Origin of the sequence: Bradyrhizobium sp. 63_E2_N1_3 (genome assembly GCF_052076005.1) — a bacterium.
Classification (GTDB): Bacteria; Pseudomonadota; Alphaproteobacteria; order Rhizobiales; family Xanthobacteraceae; genus Bradyrhizobium; species Bradyrhizobium barranii.
The window spans coordinates 8615670-8636069 of record NZ_CP197235.1 but is presented as its reverse complement, the minus strand read 5'-3'; the positions used below and the strand labels follow the sequence as shown (position 1 = coordinate 8636069).

Genomic DNA, 20400 nt, shown 5'->3' with positions numbered 1-20400 from the left:
GCCGATTTCAACCAAGGTGGTCCGGCAGGACAGGCGGTAGATCAGGCTGAACAATTGAACCCACATGATCGAACTCCACTGTTGATCATATGCAGGATATTAGGCCCCCAGTCTTTCCGGCCGTTTTCGAGGGACAGGGAAAATGGCTTCGTCGGCGAGCGCCGTGATGTCGTCGGAACAGACCGGACGAAGTCGCCTCACGCGGGCGTGAGACGTATCTCCCTCAAAACACCTCGAAATATTCGCGGTGCTCCCAGTCGGTCACCTCTGACAGGAAGCGGTCGATCTCGGCATTCTTGATGTGGGTGTAGTAGTCGACGAACTCAGGCCCGAACTTCTCGCGGAAGAACGGATCGTCCTTCAGCGCGGCGACCGCATCGCGCAAGCTCTTCGGCAACGGCGGCGCCTTGGTCTCGTAGGGCGTGTCGGCGGACGGGCCGGGGTCGAGCTTGCGGTCGACGCCGTCGAGGCCCGAGAGAATCTGGGAGGCCATGTAGAGATAGGGATTGGCGGCGGGCTCGCCGATGCGGTTCTCCAAGCGCGTTGCGGCATCATTGGCGCCGCCGAGCACGCGGATCATCACGCCGCGATTGTCGCGGCCCCAGATCGCCCGGTCCGGCGCCAGCGAATAGGAGCGGTAGCGCTTGTAGCCGTTGATGGTCGGGGTGGTGAACACGGTCGAGGCGCGGGCGTGGTCGAGCAGGCCGGCAAGGTACGCCCGGCCGAACGCGCTGAGCGGCTCGCTGCCGTCCTTCGTCATGAACTGATTTTCGCCAGACGCGCGCGAGACGATCGACTGGTGCAGGTGCCAGCCGCTCGCGAACATATTCGGCAGTTTCGGCCGACACATGAAGGTGGCGTGATAGCCGTGGCGGCGCGCGATCTGCTTCACGGCAGAGCGGAACAGCACCATGTTGTCGGCGGGCTCCAGCCCCTTCTTCGGCGCGAAGGTGAATTCGCACTGGCTCGGCCCGAACTCGACCTCGACCGAGCGCAAGGGCAGTCCGAGCGCGACGATATCGCGGCGCAGGATCTCCAGCACCGGCTCCATCTGATCGAAGCGCTGCTCGGTGAGGTATTGATAGCCGTGGCTGAGCAGGCTCACCGACGGCGGCGTGCCGGGCTGGCCGGCATCCTCGGGCCGCATATGCGCGTCGTCGAGCTTGAAGATGTGGAATTCAACCTCGAGGCCGGCGACGAAATCGTGGCCGCGGCCGCTGAGATCATCGAGCACCTTGCGATAGAGGCCGCGGGTCGCGAACGGCACGGGACGGCCGTCGCCAAAATAGAGATCGCAGAGCACCCAGCCCGTCGCGGGCGCCCATGGCAGCACGCGGAACGTGGTTGGGTCGGCGACCATCAACACGTCGGCCGCGCCCTCCATCTCCTTCATGCCGAATCCGCCGCCTGACGTGAACACCGGAAACACCGTGCGGTGCGAGGTGTCCTTGGCGAGCATGGTCGTGGTGATGGAGCAGCCGCTCTCCAGCGAGGCGATCGCCTCGGCGGCGATGATGGTCTTGCCGCGCAAAATGCCGTGCTGGTCCGGGAAGGCGAGGCGGATGACCTCGAGGTTCTTTTCCTCGACGATGCGGCGCAGGCGCGCTGCGGCGTCCCTCTGCTCATCCGACCACAGCGCATGACGCGCGACGAAAGTCACTCGGTTGCTCCTTCAGTCCGTGCTGTCATCGCCCGCGAAGGCGGGCGATCCAGTATTCCAGAGACGGCGACGTGTCCACGAGAGGCCGCGGCGTACTGGATGCCCCGCCTTCGCGGGGCATGACAGTGAAGTATGTGGCGCCCGCCGCTGATTGACGGCATTATCACTCCGCCGCCGTCAGCCGGTGCACGTTGTCCGCGATCTCCTTCGGCACCGGCGCGGCCCAAGGTGCGCCGCGGCGGCGCTTGACGTCGACCTCCATCCAGTAGAGCTCCCAACCCTGGGTCGGCCCGATGCCGTCCATGGTGGCCGGTCCCTGGATGCTGCGCGCCCTGCTCTCGTCCAGGAACAGCATCGGCTTTTCGCCGCCGCCGACCTTTTCGATCTCAGCCCGTAGCAGGCGGCGGTACTGCACGATCGCCTTGTCGCTGGAGCCGAGATGCTCCTTGGTGCGGTCCTGGATCGCGCCCATCGATTCCACCGCCCACTGGTCGTGCACGTTGATGTCGTTGCCCATGCCGGTGTAGGTCGCGGTCGCCTGCTCGTGCGGATCGAAGCCGTAATCGTTGCCGCGGTTCTTGCGCGACTTGTAGTCGGGCAGCTCATAGAGCTCGAGCCGCTGATCGCGCATCTTCTGCTTGTCGACCGGGTTGGTGTAGCTGGTGAAGATCGCGTACCAGTAGCAGTTCTCGTCGTCGACCGGCACGTGCCACTGCGTGATCGTCATTTCCGTGCTCATGGGGATGACGAAGCCGTGCGGGAAGAGCTGGTTGGTGACGCGCACATGGGTGCGCTCCTCGTCGATCTCGCGCAGCGCGATCAGCCGCAGGCCATATTCGGTGTGTTCGACATTGATGATCGGCCGGTCGTATTCGCGCAGGATCTTTGTCATCGGCAGATCAGAGCCGGCGGAGGCGCCGCGGAACTGCTTGCCATAAGCCGTCGACGTATCCTCGTCCTCGAAGAAGCGGTGCAGATAGGAGGCGTGCGCGGGATCGATGCCGACCTCCAGCGCCTGAAGCCAGTTGCAGGCCATGTGGCCCTTGAACGCAAAAGTGTGCGTGCCGGGCGCGACAAAGCAGTCGAGCTCCGGAAACGCCGGCGGCTCACCCTCGCCGAGATAAGCCCAGAGGATGCCGCTCTTCTCGACCACGGGATAGGAGCGCTGGCGGATGTTCTGGCAGAGTTTTGAATCCTTCGGTTCGGCCGGCGTCTCGATGCACTGGCCGGTGGCGTCGAACAGCCAGCCATGGAAGGCGCAGCGCAGGCCGTCATGTTCGAGACGTCCGAAGGCGAGGTCGGCGCCGCGATGGGCGCAGTGACGGTCGATCAGGCCGTAGCGTCCGCTCTCGTCGCGGAACAGCACCAGATTCTCGCCGAGCAGTTTGACGGGACGGATCGGGCGCGCGCCCTCCAGCTCGTCGACCAGCGCCGCCGGCTGCCAGTAGCTCCGCATCAGCTTGCCGCAGGGGTCCTTCGGACCGGTACGGGTGATCAGGTCGTTCTGCTCCTGGCTCATCATGGCGGGTGCGTCCTTTGTCGGAGAGGCGTTTGTTCGCCTATTGAACGAATGGGCGAATTATGCCATGCCTTGGTCCGGCGGCAAGCAATATTTTGCAGGATGTTCCCGGACCTATGCCCAAGCTGAAGCGAAGCGAAAGCGAAGAGCGGGCGACGGATTTCGTCGAGAGCCTCGATCGCGGCCTGCGCCTGCTGCAATGTTTCGGCACGACCACCGGCCCGATGACGCTGAGCGATCTCGCCCGGGCGGCAGAGCTGCCGCGCGCCACCGCGCGCCGCATGCTGTTCACGCTCCAGCGCGGCGGCTTCGTCGCCGGCGACGGAAAGCTGTTCTCTCTGACCCCGCACGTACTGACGCTCGCGGCGTCCTACCTGCGCTCCAGCCACCTCGTCGCCGTGCTTCAGCCGGTGCTCGATCGCGTCGCCACGGCAGCGCAGGAAATCGCCTCGCTCGCGGTGCTCGACGGCGACGACGTCGTGTTTGTCGCACGCAGCAGCCCGGCGCGGATGTTTTCGGGGGGGCTCGAGATCGGCTACCGGCTGCCGGCGTTCTGCACCTCGGTCGGCCGCGCCATGCTGGGGCAGTTCGATGATGCAGCGCTTGCCGCACGCCTGAAGACAACGAAGCGCGAGATGTTGACGCCGCAGACGGTGACCGATCCGAAGGCGCTGCTGGCCAGCATCACAGCCGATCGCGAGCAAGGCTATTCGCTGGTCGATCGCGAGGCAGAGCCGCATTTCCGCTCGATCTCGGTTCCGGTGCGCCGCTACGACGGCGTGATCGTCGCCGCCATCAACATGGGCGCCCATGTCGACCGCGTGCCGGCAGGGGAGCTGATCGACCGGTTGCTCCCGCTGCTCCGCGAAGGCGCGGAGTCCGTGCGGTCGCAGCTGTTATAGCAACGATCGTTGGCGCCGCGCGTCCGCGGGCCTATAATCTCGTCACGCAAGACAACAGGGAGGACGCCATGAAACACACCATGGTTCCCAGTGATCGCGTGGAGCACGTCTGCGTCTACGGGCGCGACGGCGCGAAGCTCGGCTCGATCGAGCGGCTGATGCTCGACAAGGTGACCGGCACGGTCGCCTACGCCGTGATCAGGACCGGCGGGCTGCTCGGCACGCACCACCATTATCCTGTGCAGTGGGGCGCGCTGAAATACGATCCCGCGCGGCAGGCTTTTCGTGTCGAGGTGACGCAGGACGAACTCGCCAGCGGACCGAGCGAGTTCGACGGCGACGAATTCGACTGGGGCGATCGTTCGCGGCCCTACGCGCACCCAAATTATTGGTCGATCTGACGGCGCGATTGCGGCAGGCGTCGCGCGCTGAGCCGCCTCACTTGGTCGCGGTGCGCCGGCGCGCGCGCTGTGTCAAAAGGCAAAAATGCCGCATGACACACCTCTCATCGCCACCATCGTCGTCGGACTTGGACTAGCTTTCGTACTCGGAACTATAGCGCAGCGGTTCCGCATTCCGCCGCTTGTCGGCTACCTGCTCGCCGGCGTTGCCGTCGGGCCGTTCACGCCAGGCTTCGTCGCCGACCAGGCGCTTGCGACCGAGCTTGCCGAACTCGGCATTATCTTGCTGATGTTCGGCGTCGGCCTGCATTTTTCGCTCCAGGATCTGCTGAGCGTCCGGCACATCGCCGTTCCGGGCGCCGTCGTGCAGATTGCGGTCGCCACACTGATGGGACTCGGCCTTTCATGGCTGATGGGCTGGAGCGTCGGTGCGGGACTCGTGTTCGGACTGGCGTTGTCGGTCGCGAGCACTGTGGTCCTGCTTCGCGCGCTGCAGGAGCGGCGCCTGATGGAGACCGATCGCGGCCGCATCGCGGTCGGCTGGCTCATCGTCGAGGACCTCGCGATGGTGCTCGTGCTGGTGCTGTTCCCGGCGATCGCAAGCCTTCAGGGCGCCAGCGGTGACAAGCCAGCCTTCGAGCCGCTGGCCGCGCAGGCCGGCTTCGGGCTTGCCGGCATCGTGATGCTGACCCTGGCCAAGATCATCGTGTTCATCGGGCTGATGCTGGTGGTGGGGCGCCGGGTGATTCCCTGGATCCTGCACTACATCGCGCATACCGGCTCGCGCGAATTGTTCCGTCTTGGCGTGCTTGCGATCGCGCTGTGCATCGCATTCGGGGCGACGAAGCTGTTCGACGTGTCGCTGGCGCTGGGCGCGTTCTTCGCCGGCATGATGCTGCGGGAATCGCCGCTCAGTGCACGCGCCGCGCAGGAATCGCTGCCGCTGCGCGATGCCTTCGCCGTGCTGTTCTTCGTCTCGGTCGGCATGATGTTCGATCCGATGAGCGTGGTCCGCGAGCCCTGGCCGCTGCTGGCGACGCTGGCGATTATCATGCTCGGCAAATCACTCGCGGCGTTCCTGATCGTGGTCCTGTTCCGGCATCCGGTCGCGACCGCGCTGACGATCTCGGCGAGCCTGTCGCAGATCGGCGAGTTCTCGTTCATCCTGGCCGAGCTCGGCGTCGCCTCGCAGATCCTGCCCAGCGACGGCCGCGACCTGATCATGGCTGGCGCGATCCTCTCCATCATGCTCAACCCGCTGATGTTCGCGGCCGCCACCTGGCTCGCGCCGCGTCTCGACCCGCGCCGGGATTCACCGCAGGCCGCGGCCGCCGTGCCCGAACCGATCCGCACCACGGACCTGACCGACCATACGATCGTGATCGGCTATGGCCGCGTCGGCGCGCTCGTCGGCGATGCCCTGAAGCAGCGGCAATTGCCGTTCCTTGTCGCCGAGGTCGGCGAGAGTGCACTGGCGAAGCTGAAGCAGGGCGGCATCGAGACCGTCATGGGCAATGCCGCGCAGCCCGAAATTCTCGGCGCCACCAATCCGTCACGGGCGCGGCATCTCGTCATCGCGATCCCCGAGGCGTTCGAGGCAGGGCAGATCGTGCAGCAGGCGCGTGCGGCCAATCCGGACATCCGCATCATCGCGCGAGCGCATGCGGATGCCGAGGTCGATCATTTGAAGGGGCTGGGGGCGGATGTCGTCATCATGGGCGAGCGGGAGATCGCGCGCGGCATGATCGAGGAGCTGGAGAGGAGAAATCCGGATGCTGCCCAGCAAGATCCACGTGCGCTCGCGGTCGGTTCGGTCGTTTGACCTGATCACGCCGAAGGGCCGGACCTACCGCTTTCCGCCGCCGACATTGTTGCAGCGGTTGTTGCGGTGGGGGCTCGCGCATGCGGAGACAATGGCGATCTCCGCGGCGATCCTGGCATTGATTTATGTGGCGGGCTTTGTGGCCGAGGCGCTGGATCGCTCGGTGTTTGACGCGTGCAATGACAGGGCTGGGGTGCGCAGGGTGGGTTAACCTGCAGCTGCGCGAAGCGCAGTCCGCTGGAGTAGCCCACCGCGTCCCCGCCTCGCGTTCTGTGTCACTGCCGATTGCGCATCCAGTCGGCAAGGCCCGATATCGCCTTGTCGAGGTCCTGCCGCGCGGCGGCGTCCGTGACCGTCTCGTCCAGCGCGCCGCGCATGCAGAGCAGCCACGCATCGCGCTCGGCGTCGCCAATGGCAAAGCCGATATGCCGCTGCCGCAGCCGCGGATGGCCCTTCTCGACGGAATAGAGTTTTGGGCCGCCGGTCCATTCGGTGAGATAGCGCTTCAGCACGTCCCTGATCAGTCCGAGGTCATCCGCGTGCATCGCGCGGATTATTTTCGCCTCCGGCAGCGTGTCCATGCGCTCGTAGAAACGGTCGACCAGAGAGTCGATCGTCGCGCTGCCGCCGATCCGCTCGAACATGGAGGTGGTGACGTCGCTGGAGGTCATCGTGAGTCCTGTCTGGTGCAAGGCTCTTCATATCGTCTCCCTTTGCGAAACGAAAAGGGGACGCATGGCGTAGCTGCGCGCTCAGCTCTGCTCCCTCCTCCCTTGCGGGGGAGGGCAGGGGAGGGGTCGCCCAGGAAATGGTGTTGGTTGTCGCGAAGAAGAAGCGCGTTGCGCGAGTGATGGAGTCCCCGTGTGGCACCCCTCTCCCTAACCCTCCCCCGCAAGGGGGGAGGGAACGCAGCGAGCGTGCCGTGAGAGATCGCCTTACAGCGCCACGCTGCGCAGGCCGAAACTCCGCGCTTCGTTTTGCAGCACCGGCCGCACCGCATCGATCAGCCGTGCAGCCGCCGCATCGACCGACAGCCCTGCCGTATCGACCACCGCCGTCGCGCGCGAATACAACGGTTCGCGGCTCAGCAAGATGTTGCGCAGCTCGGCCATTGCGGAGCGGTCGTCCGCCATCGGGCGCAGGTCGCCCTGGCGGCGAACGCGGGCCATGTGCTCCTCGGGCTCGGCCTTCAGCCAGATCGTGTAGAACGACGACAGGATCTGGTCGAAGGTCAACGGCTCCGACACGATGCCGCCGCCGGTCGCCAGCACCATCAGCTCGTTGCGCGCGAGCAGCTGTTGCAGCGCTGCCTGCTCCATGCGGCGAAAGCCTTCCTGGCCGTAGAGCGCGATGATCTCGGCGACCGAGAGCCCGTTCTGCTGCTCGACCTCCTTGTTGAGCTCGACGAAACTCCAGCCGACCTTCTTCGCCAGCATCCGCCCAAGTGTCGATTTGCCGGCGCCGCGCAGGCCGATCAGCGCGATGCCGCAGAACGGTGCGCGCCGCGGCGCCGACGCGCTGCCGCCGGCGAGAACGTCCTTGGCCTGAGCGATTTGCGCCGGCGTCGCCTTGCGCAGGAGATCGCGAAACATCTGCCAGTCCGGCGTCGGATCGGCCGAGGGAAGCAGGTCTTCGAGATGCGCACCCATCGCATCGGAGACGCGGCGCAGCAACACGATGGAGACGTTGCCCTTGCCGCTCTCGAGCTGCGCGATGTAGCGCTCCGAAATTCCCGATACCTTGGCGAGCACCTTGCGCGACATGCCGCGCAGCGCGCGCATGGTGCGCACGCGCTGGCCGAGCTGTTCGAGAAATCGGGATTCGGCGTCGGGACTGTCGGTCATGGACTGCAGATCATGGGCCTTCTTTAGTTGATGCCCTGCGGCGCGTTTTAATGAAACATAGTGCCTGCCAGCATTGACAGCAAGCCGCCGCGGTGTCTTTCTATGAATTATAATTCTAAAATCGGGGGAGAAGTCCGTGAGCGAGGGATCCTATAACGCGGTGACCTGGCTGCTCGACCGCAACGTCGAGGACGGCAGGGGAGGAAAGCTCGCCTTCGACGACACCGTCTCGCGGCTCACCTATGGCGAGCTCCAGCGCGAGACCCGGCGCGCCGCCAACATGCTGCGCCGGCTCGGGGTCCGCCGCGAGGAGCGCGTGGCGATGATCATGCTGGACACGGTCGATTTCCCGATCGTGTTTCTGGGCGCGATCCGCGCCGGCATCGTGCCGGTGCCGCTGAACACGCTGCTGACATCAGATCAATACGCCTACATCCTCGCCGATTGCCGCGCGCGCGTGCTGTTCGTCTCCGAAGCACTCTATCCCGTCATCAAGGACGTCGTCGGCCGCATGCCGGATCTCGAGCATGTCGTGGTCTCCGGCGCCAAGATGAACGGCCACAAGCAGCTCGCGGAAGAGCTCGCCGGCGAGAGCGACCAGTTCACGACCGCCGCGACGCATCCCGACGAGCCCGCATTCTGGCTGTATTCGTCGGGCTCAACCGGCATGCCCAAGGGCGTGCGCCACATCCATTCGAATTTGCAGGCGACCGCGGACACCTATGCGAGCCAGGTGCTCGGCATCCGCGAGAACGACGTCTGCCTGTCTGCGGCAAAACTGTTCTTCGCCTATGGCCTCGGCAATGCGCTGACTTTTCCGATGTCGGTCGGCGCCACCGTGGTGCTGAACAGCGAGCGCCCGACGCCGGCGCGCATGTTCGACCTGATGAACAGGTACAATCCCTCGATCTTCTACGGCGTGCCGACGCTGTTCGCGGCGATGCTCAACGACGAGACGATGAAGGCCGAGCGCGGCGGCAAGTCGCTCCGCATCTGCACCTCGGCCGGCGAGGCGTTGCCGGAATCCGTCGGCAACAGCTGGAAGGCGCGCTTCGGCGTCGACATCCTCGACGGCGTCGGCTCGACCGAGCTCTTGCACATCTTCCTGTCGAACGCGCCCGGCGACATCAAATACGGCTCCTCGGGCAAGCCGGTGCCGGGCTATGCGGTGCGGCTCGTCAACGAGGCCGGCCAGGATGTCGCCGACGGCGAGGTCGGCGAGCTGCTGGTCGATGCGCCCTCCGCCGGCGAGGGCTACTGGAACCAGCGCCACAAGAGCCGCCGCACGTTTGAAGGGCCATGGACCCGCACCGGCGACAAATATGTCCGCGATGGCGAAGGCCGCTACACCTTCTGCGGCCGCGCCGACGACATGTTCAAGGTCTCCGGCATCTGGGTCTCGCCGTTCGAGGTCGAGAGCGCGCTGATCACGCATCCCGCCGTGCTGGAAGCGGCCGTCGTGCCCGAAGCCGATCCGGAAGGCCTGCTGAAGCCGAAGGCCTTCGTCGTGCTGCGTCCGGGCGCGGCGACGGCGGACTTGCAGGAGATGCTGAAGGAGCACGTCAAGCAGAAGATCGGCCCGTGGAAATATCCGCGCTGGATCGACGTGGTGGAGTCACTGCCGAAGACGGCGACGGGGAAGATCCAGCGGTTCAAATTGCGCGAGGGCGCAAACTAGCAATCGGTCGTCATGGCCGGGCTTGACCCGGCCATCCACGTGCATCCGCGATTGAGGAAAGGCGTGGATGCCCGGGTCAAGCCCGGGCATGACGACGGAGAAAGAAGAGCGAAGAAATGACCAACCTCACCCCCACCGGCTTCCTGACCATCGGCAGCGCCAGCCTCGAATACAAATGGCTCGCCCCGCAGGACGCCGATGCACCCACCATCGTCATGCTGCATGAAGGCCTCGGCTCCGTCGGCCTGTGGGGCGACTTCCCCGAGAAGCTCCAGCTAGCCACCGGCGCCGGCATCTTCGTCTATTCGCGCGCGGGCTACGGCCAATCCAGCGCGGTCACGCTGCCGCGGCCGCTCGATTACATGCAGCGCGAGGCGCTGGATGTGCTGCCGAAGATCCTCGACGCGATTTCCTTCAAGCGCGGCCTCCTGCTCGGCCATTCCGACGGCGCCTCGATCGCGACGATCTATGCCGGTGCGCATCAGGATCACCGTCTGCAAGGCCTCGTGCTGATGGCGCCGCATTTCATCGTCGAGGACATCTCGGTGAAATCCATCGCTGCGATCAAGACGACCTTCGAGACCACCGACCTCAAGGCGAAGCTGGCGCGCTGGCACAAGGATGTCGACAACGCCTTCTACGGCTGGAACCGTGCCTGGCTCGATCCGAAATTCCGCGACTGGGACATCTCGGAATACCTCGCCTACATCCGCGTTCCCATCCTGGTCGTGCAGGGCAAGGACGACCAATATGGGACACTGCGACAGGTCGATATTGCGCAGGAAGAGTGTTATTGTCCGGTAGATTTGAAAATTATTTCAGACGCGGGACATTCCCCGCATCGTGAAGCGCCGGGGGCGACGCTTGACGCGATTGAGCAATTTGCAAGAGCGGCCCTGCGCGACGATCAGGGACTTCAAGGACGCGCCGCATGATTCTGCGAAGGCACATCCATGAATGTGCCTTCGGATGCAAGCGGCCCGTTGCCGTGGCCGCGATGGGCCTATGTGCCGGGCGAGACCGACGGGGTCGACGCGGATTACGAGACGCTTGACCTGGCCAAGGTGCTGGTGCCCTCGGCCTTCCGCGGCTACGTGCCGGCGCGCCATCCGGCGCTGCGCTACGGGCTCGCGCTCAACGACCGCGGCTATTTCTGGGAATCGCAGGAGGTGCTGGAAGCGGTGTGGGCCGCAGCCCCGCAAGGCGGCCGCGAGCGTATTCTGCTGCGCGCCTGCATTCACATCGCCAATGCCAATTTGCGACTGCGCATGCAGCGGCTGCATTCGGCCGCGCGCCTGTTCGGCGACGCGCAGGCAGAGTTACGGGCGCTGAACTCGCGCAAGGCAGCCGCGGGCGGCGACGGCTTTGTCGAGAGCTTCCCCATTCCGGCGCTGACGGCTCTGCTCCAGGCCAAGCTGGGCCGTTCCGAACTCTCGAAGGCGGACTGGATCACCCTCGGCGCCATTGTGCGGTCTCAATAGGCCTCATGAAACAAAGTGCATGCGATGGCCGTTAAGGGCTAGACGCTTTCGAAAAGATGCACTATTGTGCATCTAACGCTACAGCCAAAACGCATAACCAAGCTCAAGGGTGGCCCATGGCCGGGGAAGATCGGCGCCTCGCAGGCGGCGCGACATTCATCGATTTCCAGACCGTCCCGTCCCGCTACAAGCACTGGAAGCTTGCGGTCGATGGCGACGTCGCCACCCTGACCATGGACGTCGACGAGAATGGCGGCCTGTTCGAAGGCTATCTGCTCAAGCTCAATTCCTACGATCTCGGCGTCGACATCGAGCTGGCGGACGTCGTCCAGCGCCTGCGTTTCGAACACCCCGAGGTGAAGGTCGTGGTGATGCGCTCGGCCAAGAACCGCGTGTTCTGCGCCGGCGCCAACATCCGCATGCTTGCGGGCTCGACCCATGCCCACAAGGTGAACTTCTGCAAATTCACCAACGAGACCCGCAACGGCATGGAAGATTCGTCGGAGAATTCCGGCCAGCGCTTCATCACGGTGGTGAACGGCTCGGCCGCCGGCGGCGGCTATGAGCTGGCGCTCGCGACCGACCACATCATCCTCGCCGATGACGGCTCGTCGGCCGTTGCGCTGCCCGAAGTGCCGTTGCTCGCGGTATTGCCGGGCACCGGCGGCCTCACCCGCGTCGTCGACAAGCGCAAGGTGCGCCGCGACCACGCCGATTTCTTCTGCACCATCGAGGAAGGCGTGAAGGGCAAGCGCGCCGTGCAGTGGCGCCTCGTCGACGAGATCGCGCCGAACTCGAAGCTCGAGGCCAAGATCGCCGAGCGCGCCAAGGAGTTCGCAGGCCAGTCGAAGCGCAAGGGCAGCGGCAAGGGCATCGCGCTGACGCCGCTCAGGCGCGTCATCGACGAGACCAGCATCCGCTACGGTTTTGTCAGCGTCGACATCGATCGCACGGCGCGCATCGCCACCATCTCGATCAAGGCGCCGGAGGCCGCTCCGCCGGCCGACGTCGACGGCGTGATGGCGCAGGGATCTTCGTTCTGGCCGCTCCAGGTCGCGCGCGAGCTCGACGACGCCATCCTGCATCTGCGCATCAACGAGCTCGAGATTGCGATGCTCGTCTTCAAGAGCCATGGCGACCGCGCCCATGTGCTGGCATCCGATGGCTTCCTCGAAGCCAACAAGGCGCACTGGCTGGTCAACGAAATCAGGCACTATTGGAAGCGCGTGCTGAAGCGCATCGACGTCACCTCGCGCACGCTGGTGACGCTGGTCGAGCCCGGCTCCTGCTTTGCCGGCACGCTCGCCGAGCTCGTCTTCGCCGCCGACCGCTCCTACATGCTGATCGGCACGCGCCAGGGCGACAACCGTCCGCCGCCGTCGATCGAATTGTCGGCCATGAACTTCGGTCCGTATCCGATGAGCCACGGCCTGACCCGGCTGGAATCGCGCTTCCAGGCCGATCCGTCCGACGTCGAGCGTGCGGAAGCCACCATGGGCACCGCGCTCGACGCCGAGCAGGCGGAAGAGCTCGGCCTCGTCACCTTCGCGCTCGACGACATCGACTGGGACGACGAGGTGCGCGTGTTCCTCGAGGAGCGCGCCAGCTTCTCGCCCGACAGCCTCACCGGCATGGAAGCCAGCCTGCGCTTCGTCGGCCCCGAGACGATGGAATCAAAAATCTTCGCGCGCCTCACCGCGTGGCAGAACTGGATCTTCCAGCGCCCGAACGCGGTCGGCGAGGAAGGCGCGCTGCGCCGCTACGGCAGCGGCCAGAAGCCGAAATTCGATATGACGAGAGTTTAGCGAGTAGGAGTGGTGAATGGCGAATAGGGATTTCCATTCGCTACTCACCATTCGCCATTCGCAAGCTCACGGTTCGATGCCAATCGTTGAATGAATCAGTCCCCCACGGGAGGTCCACCATGAACATCATGAACGTCGACTACTCGACCAAGATTCCGAACAACGTGAATCTCGCCGAAGACCGCCAGGTGCTGAAGGCGCTGGAAGGCTGGCATCCCGGCTATATGGACTGGTGGAGCGACATGGGGCCGGAGGGCTTCCAGGAGTCGCTGGTGTACCTGCGCACCGCCTATTCCGTCGATCCGCGCGGCTGGGCCAAGTTCGATTACGTCCGCATGCCCGACTATCGCTGGGGCATCCTGCTTGCGCCGCAGGAGGAGAACCGCGTCGTTCCGTTCGGCGAGCATTTCGGCGAGCCTGCGTGGCAGGAAGTCCCGGGCGAGTATCGCGCCATGCTGCGCCGCCTGATCGTGATCCAGGGCGACACCGAGCCGGCTTCCGTCGAGCAGCAGCGCCACCTCGGCAAGACCGCGCCCTCGCTCTACGACATGCGCAATTTGTTCCAGGTCAATGTCGAGGAAGGCCGCCACCTCTGGGCGATGGTCTACCTGCTCCAGAAGTACTTTGGCCGCGACGGCCGCGAGGAAGCGGATGACTTGCTGCGCCGTCGCTCGGGCGATGCCGATGCGCCGCGCATGCTCGGTGCCTTCAACGAGGCGACGCCGGACTGGCTGTCCTTCTTCATGTTCACCTACTTCACCGACCGCGACGGCAAGATGCAGCTGCACTCGCTCGCGCAGTCGGGCTTCGATCCCTTGTCGCGCACCTGCCGTTTCATGCTGACGGAAGAAGCGCACCATATGTTCGTCGGCGAGACCGGCATCACCCGCGTCGTGCAGCGCACTTGTGACGCGATGCGCGAAGCCGGCATCACCGATCCCACCGACATCGCAAAGGTTCGCGCGCTCGGCGTGATCGACCTGCCGACGATCCAGAAGAAGCTGAACCTGCACTACACGCTGTCGCTCGACCTGTTCGGCTCGGAGGTCTCGACCAACGCGGCCAACGCCTTCAACACCGGCATCAAGGGCCGTTATCACGAGACCCAGATCGACGACGATCACCAGCTCAAGAACGCCACCTATCCGGTGCTCAAGTTCATCGACGGTGAGATCAAGCTGGTCGACGAGCCGGCGCTGACGGCGCTCAACATGCGCCTGCGCGACGATTACAGCCAGGACTGCGTCAAGGGCATGCTGCGCTGGAACAAGGTGATCTCGACCGCCGGCTATAACTTCCAGCTCAAACTGCCCAACGTCGCTTTCCATCGCCATATCGGCGAGTTCAAGGGCATCCATGCGACGCCGGATGGTCTTTTGATCGACGATGCCATTTGGGCGAAGCGCAAGGACGAGTGGCTGCCCTCGACCGCCGACGGCGACTTCATCACCTCGCTGATGCAGCCCGTCACCGAGACCGGCCAGTTCGCCTCCTGGATCTCGCCGCCGAAGGTCGGCATCGACAACAAGCCCGGCGATTTCGAGTACGTGAAGATCGAGTCGTAAGAGTCAGGGTTCGACCCTCGCACAATGCAAATGGTGTCATCACCCGCGAAAGCGGGTGATCCAGTATTCCAGAGGCGGCAGAGATAGATCGAGACGCTGCAGCGTACTGGATGCCCCGGTCAAGCCGGGGCATGACTGCGGAGTGTGACGCGCGCTCTGTGCTGAAACGCCCCGCCTACCCGGCGATCTCCAGCCCCGCATTGGCGTACACCACGCCGCCATCCACCGCGATGGTGTTGCCGACCACGTAATCACCCGCGCGCGAGGCGAGGTAGATCGCGACGCCGGCCATGTCCTCATCGGTTCCGATACGCCGCGCCGGAATGCGCTTTGCGACCTCGTCCGCATGGTCGCGCGCAGCGCGGTTCATGTCGGACTTGAACGCGCCCGGCGCGATCGCGGTGACGTTGATGTTGTCCTTGATCAGCTTCGTCGCCATGCGCCGTGTCAGATGGATCACGGCGGCCTTGCTGGCGGCGTAGGAATAGGTCTCGCTGGGATTGACGAAGATGCCGTCGACCGAGGCGATGTTGATCACCTTGGCTGGCCGCTCGTGCGAGGCCGCCGCGCGCAACGGCTTTGCCAGCGCCTTGGTCAGGAAGAACAGCGACTTGACGTTGAGGTCCATCACCTTGTCCCAGCCGCTCTCCGGGAATTCGTCGAAATCCGCGCCCCAGGCCGCACCCGCATTGTTGACGAGGATGTCGAGCTTCGGCTCCAGCTTGATGATTTCGGAGGCCAGCCTGTCGCAGCCCTCGATGGTCGAGATATCGATCGGCAGCGCGACGCATTCGCCGTCATATTGGGCGGAGAGCTCTTTCGCCGTCGCCTCGCACGGCCCGGCCTTGCGCGCGGTGATGTAGACCTTCGCCGCGCCTTGCGCGAGGAAGCCCGCCGCGATCATCTTGCCGATGCCGCGCGACCCGCCGGTCACGAGCGCGACACGGCCTTTGAGCGAGAACAGATCGTTGAACATGGTGCCTCCCTTGGTTGACGCCGTTTTGAGCGCGGCCGAGAGGGGAGTCAAGGAAGGCGCTGGCCAGCTCCGCCCTCATCCTGAGGAGCGCGTCAGCGCGTCTCGAAGGATGCGGGCGGCCATCCTTCGAGACGCGCTCCTTTGGAGCGCTCCTCAGGATGAGGTCTGAGTGTGTTGATGGATCAGGCCGCCGCGATCCGGCGAAAGCCGTTCCACATTGCGGTCGCGGCGCCTGAGGTCAGCACCGGCAAAATTCGCGCGTCCTGGTAATTGCCGTTGAGCGAGACGCGCGGCAGCGCGGTCATGTGGCCGGCGTTCTCGGCGAACAGCATGCCGGGCCGGGTCGTCACCGCGGTCTTGAAGCCGGCCGATGCAGCGAGAGCGAATTCGCGCTCGCCCGCCGCTTCGCGGTCGCCATAGGGGTAGGCGAAGTGCAGCACGGTACGGCCGAGCGCCTGCTCGATCCGCGCGCGGCTTACCGCCATCTCCTGTGCGGCGATCCCCTCGCTCTGCCTGGCGAGATTGCAATGGCTGATGGTGTGCGCGCCGATCGTGACCAGCGGATCGGCGGAAAATGCCTTCACCTCGTCCCAGGACAGGCACAGGCTGCGGCACAGCGCGGCCATGTCGACGTCGTATCTGGCGCAGAGCGCCTCGATCTCGCGCTTGAGATCATGTTCGCCCGGCAGCGCGCGCAGCCAATCGTGCAGGCGGTCGAACGCAACCTGTTTTGCAGCAGGGGTCGTTGCATCCAGCCGAAGCGCGGAATTGCCGATCTGGATGTCGATCTGTTCGGCCTTGGCGATCACGGTTTCCAGCGCGGTCCACCACAGACGTCCGGTGCCCTCGGCAAACTCGCTCGCGACATAGACGGCCAAGGGCGCGTCAAATTCGCGCAGAACCGGCAGCGCGAATTCGAGATTGTCGCGGTAACCGTCGTCGAGGGTGAAGGCGGCGAAGGGGCGGGTGAAGCGGCCCTGCACCAGCCGCTCATGCAGCTCGTCCATGCTGACGATGTCGATCCCGCGCGAGCGCAAATGGCTCAGCGTGGCGCGCAGGAAATCGGGGGTGACTTCGAGGTGCCGGTTCGGCTGGAACGCGGCCTCGCGGGCCGGCCGCACATGGTGCAGCATGAAAATGGCGCCGACGCCCGACAAGAGCGGGCGCAACAGGTGGTGCGCCCCGCTGAAATAGAGTGCCCCCAGCCCGGCGCGGATGACGTTGTTTCGGAGTTGTTTCATGACCGGCTGGCGAACTCTGGCATTCCACTTTCAACTTACGGAAGAACCCTTGAAGAAAAAGTTATTCCAATTGTCGACGCATGGCCTTCGGAAGGGCATCATTTCCGGTTTGACAGCCCGCCAAGGGTTTGTTTTGTCTCCGGTTCCAGAGTTCGGGTCGTTGAATGCAGAAGCTTTTCAGGTGGGCCAGCAAATGGTGGCCAGGGCTGATCCCCCTGGCCGTCATGTGGGGATTTGCGGCCTGGAATAATACCTTGCCGGTCGAGGCGGACCTGTCCGCCCGCAGCTCGGCGGCGCTCAAGGAGACCGTTCTGGACAAGACCCGGATCGCGGTGGACGGCCGGGACGTCGGCCTGGCCGCGGACGCCTTTTCCGAGGAGGGGCGCCGCGATGCCGTGATGGCGGTCGAGCTCGTCCCGGGCGTGCGCCTGGTCGACGACCGGACCCGCCTTGTTCCCGAAGCAACGCCCTTCGTCTGGAATGCCGAGCGTGACGTGGTGCGGGTGACGCTGTCCGGCTCCGCGCCCCTGCCGTCGATGAAGGCGCGCCTGACCGAGGCCGCGCGCAAGGAGGTCAACGGGACCGAGGTCGCCGATCAGATGGGCCTGGCCAGGGGCGCACCGCCGCGGTTCGAGGCCGCAGCGATGCTGCTGCTCGACCAGATCGGCAAGCTCAAGGACGGCAAGATCACGATCACCGACACCAAGGTCAATCTGTCGGGCATGGCGCGCGACCTCGGCGGCCGTGAGGCGATCGCGGCCGCGCTCAAGAACCTGCCGGAGGGCTTTTCGGTCGCCGCCAACGATGTCAAGGCGCCGCCCTACATCTTCCAGGCCTACAAGGACCCGGTTGCTGCGACGGTGACGCTGACGGGCTACGTGCCTGACAACAACGTGCACGCGGCCATTGCAACGAGTGCCTCGCGAAAGTTCTTCACCGAAAAGGTCGTCGACAATCTCAAGGCCAGCGTCGGCGCACCCGGCTCCTTCAATACTGCCGTGGTCGCAGCGCTAGGCGGGCTGTCGCGGCTGTCGACCGGTACGCTCGTGGTGTCCGATCGCGAGGTGAAGCTGTCGGGTGACGCGCTCTACGAAGGGGCCGCCAACGACATCCGCGCAGGCCTCGGCAAGGACTTCCCGAAGAACTGGCAGTACAAGCCGGAGATTACGGTGAAGCCTGCCGCGGGCCCGGTCGACGGCACGGTCTGCCAGCAATTGTTCACGGAGCTCCTGAACAAGGGCAAGATCCGCTTCGCAACGAAACGCGCCGACATCGACCCGGATTCCGCCGGCATTCTCGACCACCTGATCGAGACGGCGCTGCGCTGCCCCACCACCAATATCGAGGTGGCCGGGCACACCGATGCCGACGGTGAGGACTCCTTCAACCAGGCTCTCTCGGAGAAGCGCGCGCAGGCCGTGATCGACTATCTGGTCAAGGCCGGGCTGCCGGCCACCCGCTTCACCCCGGTCGGCTATGGCGCCACGCAGCCCCTCGCCGGCAATGACACCGACGAAGGCAAGGCGCAGAACCGCCGCATCGAATTTCTGGTGAGGTGACGATGCCCTATCTCGTCTCATTCCATCTGGGCTGGCTGATCGGCTCGCTGCTGCTGGGCTTTTGCATGGGCTGGATCTCGGTGGTCCAGCGCGGCAACGGTACCTCGAAGGTGACCGCGCGCTGGCTCGCCGTGCTTGCCGCCGCCCTGGTCGCAGCCTCCTTCGCGCATGTGGTGCCCGGCCGCTTCGGCTATTGGCTCGATCTCGGGCTGGTCATGTTCGCCTGCTACCTAGTCGGCTGCACCATCGGCGCCTGGCTTCGCGACAGGGTGGTCTCGCGGAGCCAGCCGGCGGCCTGAGTCCTTGGGCTCTCTCGGAGGGCGGGCCTCTATCCAACATTGCGATAACGGCCTGATCGGCAAGCAAATTGCTGAACGATCAGAATGCGCTTGACATTAATACGTACGTACGTATTAATTCCCTCGTGCCAAAGCCCTCACTCAAAGACGCCATCCTCGATGCCGGCCTGAAGGTCATGTTCAGGACCGGCTATCACGGCACCAGCGTGCGCGACGTCACCGCTGCGGCAGGCGCGCCGCAGGGGTCCTTCACCAACCATTTTCGCTCCAAAGAGATATTCGCCTCCGAGGTGCTCGACCGCTACTTCGACACCACGAGGGGACTGGTCGCGCAGGCACTCGACGACACCTCGCTGACGCCGCGCGCGCGGCTGCGGCGCTATCTCGACATCATCACCGGCCGGCTCGAGGCCGACGGCTATGGCCGCGGCTGCCTGATCGGTGATCTCAGCCTGGAGGCATCGGCCAGCAGCGAAATGCTGCGTGTACGTCTCGCCGAAATCTTCGCCCAATGGCGCGCGCCGTTCGCCGCTTGCATCAGGGACGCCCAGACGTGCCGCGAGATCGCATCCGATTTCGAGCCCGAAGAGCTTGCCGATTTCCTGCTCGCGTCCTGGCAGGGCGCGATCCTGCGCATGAAGGTCGACCGAAATCCCAACGCCCTCGAACGTTTCAAGACCATCGCCTTTCAAACCGTCTTCAGGGAGCTGACATGAGCAAGCCAACTGAAATCGAGATTCTCAAAACGTCTGTGCTGGGAGGCACGATGGCCTATCGCGAGGCGGGAGATCGCGATGCGCCCGTTGCCCTGTTCTTGCACGGCAACCCGACGTCGTCACATATCTGGCGCAACATCCTGCCGCTTGTATCGCCGGTCGCACATTGCATCGCGCCCGATCTCGTCGGCTTCGGCCAATCCGGCAAGCCCGACATCGGCTATCGCTTCGTCGACCACGTCCGCTATCTCGATGCATTCATCGAACAGCGCGGCATCAAATCGGCCTACCTCGTCGCGCAGGACTGGGGCACCGCGCTCGCGTTCCATCTCGCCGCGCGCCGGCCGGATTTCGTGCGCGGCCTTGCCTTCATGGAGTTCATCCGCCCGATGCCGACCTGGCAGGACTTTCACCACACCGAGGTCGCGGAGGAGCAGGACCACGCCGAGGCGGCGAGGGCGGCGTTCCGCAAATTCAGGACGCCGGGCGAGGGCGAAGCGATGATCCTCGAGGCGAACGCGTTCGTCGAACGCGTGCTGCCCGGTGGCATCGTTCGCAAGCTCGGCGAGGACGAGATGGCGCCTTACCGTGCGCCATTCCCGACGCCGGAGAGCCGCCGGCCCGTTCTCGCCTTTCCCCGCGAACTGCCGATCGCGGGTGAGCCTGCCGACGTCTACGAGATGCTCCAATCCGCGCATGCGGCGCTGGCTGCATCGTCCTATCCGAAGCTGTTGTTCTCGGGCATGCCCGGCGCGCTCGTCGCGCCCGAATTCGCCGAGCGGTTCGCAGCCTCGCTGAATCACTGCGCATTGGTGCGCCTCGGACCTGGGCTGCACTTTCTCCAGGAGGATCACCCCGAGGCGATCGGCCGCTCCGTCGCCGGCTGGATCGCCGGCATCGAGGCCGTGCGCCAGCAGCGCGCTGCCTGAAGG

The 20400-nt window shown here is 64.9% G+C and carries 19 protein-coding genes; 13 read left to right on the top strand and 6 right to left on the bottom strand.

Features of this window, described 5'->3' with window-relative positions:
• Positions 1 to 223: 223 nt before the first annotated feature.
• Positions 224 to 1660: a glutamine synthetase family protein gene (locus tag AB7531_RS41115; protein WP_063979899.1), complete on the bottom strand. Its 1437-nt coding sequence runs from the start codon at positions 1658 to 1660 to the stop codon at positions 224 to 226.
• Positions 1661 to 1823: 163 nt separating this feature from the next.
• Positions 1824 to 3182, bottom strand: a complete 1359-nt coding sequence (locus AB7531_RS41110) for an aromatic ring-hydroxylating dioxygenase subunit alpha (RefSeq protein ID WP_063979898.1) — start codon at positions 3180 to 3182, stop codon at positions 1824 to 1826.
• Positions 3183 to 3295: 113 nt separating this feature from the next.
• Here AB7531_RS41110 and AB7531_RS41105 point away from each other — a divergent pair, with 113 nt between their 5' ends.
• From AB7531_RS41105 to AB7531_RS41090, 4 genes are all read left to right on the top strand, one after another.
• Positions 3296 to 4081, top strand: coding sequence for an IclR family transcriptional regulator domain-containing protein (locus AB7531_RS41105; protein WP_063979897.1), 786 nt, complete (start codon positions 3296 to 3298; stop codon positions 4079 to 4081).
• A 68-nt stretch (positions 4082 to 4149) separates the two neighbouring features.
• Positions 4150 to 4482: a PRC-barrel domain-containing protein gene (locus AB7531_RS41100; protein ID WP_063979896.1), complete on the top strand. Its 333-nt coding sequence runs from the start codon at positions 4150 to 4152 to the stop codon at positions 4480 to 4482.
• Between the two features lie 85 nt (positions 4483 to 4567).
• Complete coding sequence (gene ybaL, locus AB7531_RS41095) at positions 4568 to 6304, top strand: YbaL family putative K(+) efflux transporter (protein ID WP_231143701.1); 1737 nt, start codon at positions 4568 to 4570, stop codon at positions 6302 to 6304.
• The gene (locus tag AB7531_RS41090) at positions 6255 to 6515 is read left to right on the top strand and encodes a hypothetical protein (RefSeq protein ID WP_063979895.1); all 261 of its coding nucleotides are present in this window, start codon (positions 6255 to 6257) and stop codon (positions 6513 to 6515) included. Before ybaL ends, AB7531_RS41090 begins: the two co-directional genes overlap by 50 nt.
• Positions 6516 to 6579: 64 nt before the next feature.
• Here the strand turns inward: AB7531_RS41090 and AB7531_RS41085 are convergent, their stop codons facing one another.
• Both AB7531_RS41085 and AB7531_RS41080 read right to left on the bottom strand, forming a co-directional pair.
• Complete coding sequence (locus AB7531_RS41085; protein WP_063979894.1) at positions 6580 to 6975, bottom strand: group II truncated hemoglobin; 396 nt, start codon at positions 6973 to 6975, stop codon at positions 6580 to 6582.
• 264 nt (positions 6976 to 7239) lie between these two features.
• Positions 7240 to 8256 carry a helix-turn-helix transcriptional regulator gene (locus AB7531_RS41080; protein WP_256376492.1) on the bottom strand — a complete coding sequence of 339 codons (1017 nt, stop codon included), beginning with the start codon at positions 8254 to 8256 and terminating at the stop codon, positions 7240 to 7242.
• 28 nt (positions 8257 to 8284) lie between these two features.
• Here AB7531_RS41080 and AB7531_RS41075 point away from each other — a divergent pair, with 28 nt between their 5' ends.
• From AB7531_RS41075 to boxB, 5 genes are all read left to right on the top strand, one after another.
• Positions 8285 to 9826, top strand: coding sequence for a benzoate-CoA ligase family protein (locus tag AB7531_RS41075; RefSeq protein ID WP_063979893.1), 1542 nt, complete (start codon positions 8285 to 8287; stop codon positions 9824 to 9826).
• Positions 9827 to 9942: 116 nt separating this feature from the next.
• Positions 9943 to 10761, top strand: coding sequence for an alpha/beta fold hydrolase (locus AB7531_RS41070; RefSeq protein ID WP_063979892.1), 819 nt, complete (start codon positions 9943 to 9945; stop codon positions 10759 to 10761).
• Between the two features lie 18 nt (positions 10762 to 10779).
• A complete protein-coding gene (locus AB7531_RS41065) occupies positions 10780 to 11307 on the top strand; it encodes a DUF309 domain-containing protein (protein ID WP_063979891.1) in 528 nt (175 codons plus the stop codon).
• Between the two features lie 116 nt (positions 11308 to 11423).
• Entirely contained in the window at positions 11424 to 13112 is a 1689-nt protein-coding gene (gene boxC, locus AB7531_RS41060) for a 2,3-epoxybenzoyl-CoA dihydrolase (RefSeq protein WP_063979890.1), read from the top strand.
• Positions 13113 to 13240: 128 nt separating this feature from the next.
• Positions 13241 to 14677 (top strand): benzoyl-CoA 2,3-epoxidase subunit BoxB, encoded by a 1437-nt coding sequence (gene boxB, locus AB7531_RS41055; protein ID WP_063985931.1) that lies wholly within the window; start codon positions 13241 to 13243, stop codon positions 14675 to 14677.
• A gap of 175 nt (positions 14678 to 14852) precedes the next feature.
• Here boxB and AB7531_RS41050 read toward each other — a convergent pair whose 3' ends face one another.
• Together AB7531_RS41050 and AB7531_RS41045 are read right to left on the bottom strand one after the other, a co-directional pair.
• Positions 14853 to 15653 carry an SDR family oxidoreductase gene (locus tag AB7531_RS41050; protein WP_063979889.1) on the bottom strand — a complete coding sequence of 267 codons (801 nt, stop codon included), beginning with the start codon at positions 15651 to 15653 and terminating at the stop codon, positions 14853 to 14855.
• 182 nt (positions 15654 to 15835) lie between these two features.
• Positions 15836 to 16894 carry a polysaccharide deacetylase family protein gene (locus tag AB7531_RS41045; protein WP_063979888.1) on the bottom strand — a complete coding sequence of 353 codons (1059 nt, stop codon included), beginning with the start codon at positions 16892 to 16894 and terminating at the stop codon, positions 15836 to 15838.
• Between the two features lie 164 nt (positions 16895 to 17058).
• On the opposite strand from AB7531_RS41045, the gene AB7531_RS41040 reads away from it, so the two are divergent.
• The 4 genes from AB7531_RS41040 (at position 17059) to AB7531_RS41025 (ending at position 20397) form a co-directional block, all read left to right on the top strand.
• Positions 17059 to 18453, top strand: coding sequence for an OmpA family protein (locus AB7531_RS41040; protein WP_063979887.1), 1395 nt, complete (start codon positions 17059 to 17061; stop codon positions 18451 to 18453).
• A 2-nt stretch (positions 18454 to 18455) separates the two neighbouring features.
• On the top strand, positions 18456 to 18752 hold the full coding sequence (locus AB7531_RS41035; protein ID WP_063979886.1) for a hypothetical protein: 297 nt from the start codon (positions 18456 to 18458) through the stop codon (positions 18750 to 18752).
• A 125-nt stretch (positions 18753 to 18877) separates the two neighbouring features.
• The gene (locus AB7531_RS41030; RefSeq protein ID WP_166348139.1) at positions 18878 to 19468 is read left to right on the top strand and encodes a TetR/AcrR family transcriptional regulator; all 591 of its coding nucleotides are present in this window, start codon (positions 18878 to 18880) and stop codon (positions 19466 to 19468) included.
• Positions 19465 to 20397: a haloalkane dehalogenase gene (locus tag AB7531_RS41025; RefSeq protein ID WP_063979884.1), complete on the top strand. Its 933-nt coding sequence runs from the start codon at positions 19465 to 19467 to the stop codon at positions 20395 to 20397. The genes AB7531_RS41030 and AB7531_RS41025 overlap by 4 nt, the downstream gene beginning before the upstream one ends.
• Positions 20398 to 20400 lie beyond the last annotated feature (3 nt).

Excerpts from the sequence above, each read along its gene's own strand:
- ybaL (WP_231143701.1), top strand. The coding sequence starts at position 4,568 with ATGCCGCATGACACACCTCTCATCGCCACCATCGTCGTCGGACTTGGA.
- AB7531_RS41035 (WP_063979886.1), top strand. The coding sequence starts at position 18,456 with ATGCCCTATCTCGTCTCATTCCATCTGGGCTGGCTGATCGGCTCGCTG.
- AB7531_RS41045 (WP_063979888.1), bottom strand. The coding sequence starts at position 16,894 with ATGAAACAACTCCGAAACAACGTCATCCGCGCCGGGCTGGGGGCACTC.
- AB7531_RS41105 (WP_063979897.1), top strand. The coding sequence starts at position 3,296 with ATGCCCAAGCTGAAGCGAAGCGAAAGCGAAGAGCGGGCGACGGATTTC.
- boxC (WP_063979890.1), top strand. The coding sequence starts at position 11,424 with ATGGCCGGGGAAGATCGGCGCCTCGCAGGCGGCGCGACATTCATCGAT.
- AB7531_RS41100 (WP_063979896.1), top strand. The coding sequence starts at position 4,150 with ATGAAACACACCATGGTTCCCAGTGATCGCGTGGAGCACGTCTGCGTC.
- AB7531_RS41050 (WP_063979889.1), bottom strand. The coding sequence starts at position 15,653 with ATGTTCAACGATCTGTTCTCGCTCAAAGGCCGTGTCGCGCTCGTGACC.
- AB7531_RS41090 (WP_063979895.1), top strand. The coding sequence starts at position 6,255 with ATGCTGCCCAGCAAGATCCACGTGCGCTCGCGGTCGGTTCGGTCGTTT.
- AB7531_RS41070 (WP_063979892.1), top strand. The coding sequence starts at position 9,943 with ATGACCAACCTCACCCCCACCGGCTTCCTGACCATCGGCAGCGCCAGC.
- AB7531_RS41085 (WP_063979894.1), bottom strand. The coding sequence starts at position 6,975 with ATGACCTCCAGCGACGTCACCACCTCCATGTTCGAGCGGATCGGCGGC.
- boxB (WP_063985931.1), top strand. The coding sequence starts at position 13,241 with ATGAACGTCGACTACTCGACCAAGATTCCGAACAACGTGAATCTCGCC.
- AB7531_RS41040 (WP_063979887.1), top strand. The coding sequence starts at position 17,059 with ATGCAGAAGCTTTTCAGGTGGGCCAGCAAATGGTGGCCAGGGCTGATC.
- AB7531_RS41110 (WP_063979898.1), bottom strand. The coding sequence starts at position 3,182 with ATGATGAGCCAGGAGCAGAACGACCTGATCACCCGTACCGGTCCGAAG.
- AB7531_RS41025 (WP_063979884.1), top strand. The coding sequence starts at position 19,465 with ATGAGCAAGCCAACTGAAATCGAGATTCTCAAAACGTCTGTGCTGGGA.
- AB7531_RS41065 (WP_063979891.1), top strand. The coding sequence starts at position 10,780 with ATGAATGTGCCTTCGGATGCAAGCGGCCCGTTGCCGTGGCCGCGATGG.